This is a genomic window from Streptomyces katrae (genome assembly GCF_000966975.1).
Classification (GTDB): domain Bacteria; phylum Actinomycetota; class Actinomycetes; order Streptomycetales; family Streptomycetaceae; genus Streptomyces; species Streptomyces katrae.
In genome coordinates, this window is sequence record NZ_JZWV01001016.1 from 1 (window position 1) to 2,124 (window position 2,124).

The 2,124-nt window shown below is 73.0% G+C and carries 1 protein-coding gene; it reads right to left on the reverse strand.

The window, feature by feature from the left end; translation table 11 throughout:
- The coding region (locus tag VR44_RS31380) for a sensor histidine kinase (protein WP_045951011.1) at window positions 1–1,920 on the reverse strand (1,920 nt) is incomplete at its 3' end.
- Window positions 1,921–2,124: the final 204 nt, after the last annotated feature.

A 2,124-nucleotide genomic window follows, 5' to 3' on the forward strand; every position in this document is an offset into this window, starting at 1 on the left:
CCCGTACACGGAGCGGCGCAGCGTGACGCGGGCCTGCAGCTGGTCGGCGAGGTGGCCCACGACGAAGAGGCCCAGGCGGTGGGCGTTCTCGGCGAGGACGGAGTAGGGCGGCGCCGAGTGCAGGCGCTCGTTCATGGCCTCGTACCCGGCGGGCGAGACGCGCGGGCCGCGGTCCTCGATCTCGACGGACAGCCCGTCGGCGACGAGTTCGGCGCGGACGACCACCTTCGAGCGGGGCGGCGAGAACCGGGTCGCGTTGTCCAGGAGTTCCGCCAGCAGGTGGCTGATCTGGCTGATGGCGTGCGGCTGCACGCTGGCCTCGTCCAGGGCCTGCCGTTCGATGCGGCGGAAGTCCTCGACCTCCGCGGCGGCCTCGCGCAGCAGGTCGGCGACGCGCATGGGGTCGGTGTGGGGGTCGGGGATCTCGCCGCCGGCGAGGATGAGCAGGTTCTCGATCTGGCGCCGCATGCCCACCGTCAGCTGGTCGGAGCGCATCAGCTGGGCCAGGAGCGCCTCGTCGTGGCCGAAGGTGTCCTGGAGGTCCTCGGTCAGGCTCAGCTGCCGGCTGACGAGGTTTCCGGTGCGCGAGGCGATGCCCGAGGCGAACAGGCCGAAGCCGTGCCGTTCGGCGGCGAGCTGCCGGTGTCCGTCGACGGACGCGGCGACCACCCGGGCGAAGGCGTCGGCTATCTGCCCGACCTCGTCCTGGCGCCCGCGCACGGCCGGCAGGGCCGCCTCGTCGACGGCCTCGCCGCGCTGGAGGCGTGCCACCACGTCGGGCAGGGTCTCCTCGGCGATGGCGACGGTCCGCGTGTGGAGCCGGCCGAGCCGGCGCAGGACCGACCGCGTGGTGAGCACGACGACCGCGGTGACCAGGAGCAGGGAGCCGCCGCTGGCCGCGATCAGCCAGGAGACCTCGGCTTCGAGTTCGGAGGCCGTCGCGTCGGCGTCGTCGAACACGCTGCGGGCCCGGTCGGTGTTGAGCGCGGCGAGGCCCGGTGCGAACGTGCGGTAGGCGGCGGACCAGTCGCCGACGTCGGCCGGCAGCTTCACACCGGTCGCGGTGTCCTTGTGGTTGGCGATGACCGCGTTCTCGATGCGGAGCTTGGTCTGCCAGGCCTGCGAACCGGTCAGCTTGTCGTACGAGGCCAGTTCGGCGGGCGGGAGGTACGGCACGATCCAGGTGTCGTACAGGTACCGGTGGCTGCCGACGGCGTCGAGGAACTGGGAGAAGCCGGTGGCCGCGAGTTCACGGGAGGGTCCGGCCAGTGCGAGGGCCGTGTCCTCGCGGGTGACCATCTCGGTGGCCGAGAACAGGGAGACGGCCAGCCTGCTCTCCTGGGAGAGTTCGGCGTCCTCCGGGTGGCTGAACTCGTCCTGGTAGGCGCGGATGATGTCGTCGATCACGCCGGTGTAGTAGCCGACCGCCTGCTCGGCGCTGCCGCTGTGGGCGTCCACGCGCTTGCGGTAGGAGGCCAGCAGGTCGAGGCGTCCGCTGACGGCCTCCAGGCGTCCCCCGGCGGGGCCGTCGGGTCCGCGTTCCGAGCCCTGCTCGGGGTCGCTGCCGGTGCCCGACGCACGGCGGAACTCGGCGGCCGCCCGGTCGGTTTCGGCTCGTTTGTCGCGCAGGGCCTCGTCGGTGACGGGCGAGCCGGCCCACCGGGCCGCCGTCATCGCGCGCTCGGCCTGCAGCTCGTTCATCAGCCTGACCAGCGGCACCCCGATCCGTTGGCCTGCCTCGACGTCGGCGCGCAGGTGCTCCGAACGGACCAGCAGGCGCTGGGCGGTGACGGCGGTCTGGGTGCCCATCGCCACGGTGGGGACGACGGCCAGGCAGACCAGCAGCGTACGCAGGCGTACGGTGCGGCGGCGCCGGACGGGCGGCGGGCTCGGCGGGCCTTCGGGTGCCATCGCAGACATCGGTCCTCGGGAGCGGCGGAGGCGGGCCTGGACGCGGGCATGGGGGAACTGCCGACACGGCCCTGTGGGGTGGGGATGCCGATCATATCCAGCCAGTCCGAATAAACGGAGACCCTACTTCCACACTGTGGTGCGGCAGGGTCCCCGGGCCGCCGTCCGCGGGCCGTCCGCCTTCCCGGAGGGTCAGCGCAGGGACTCCTTCGG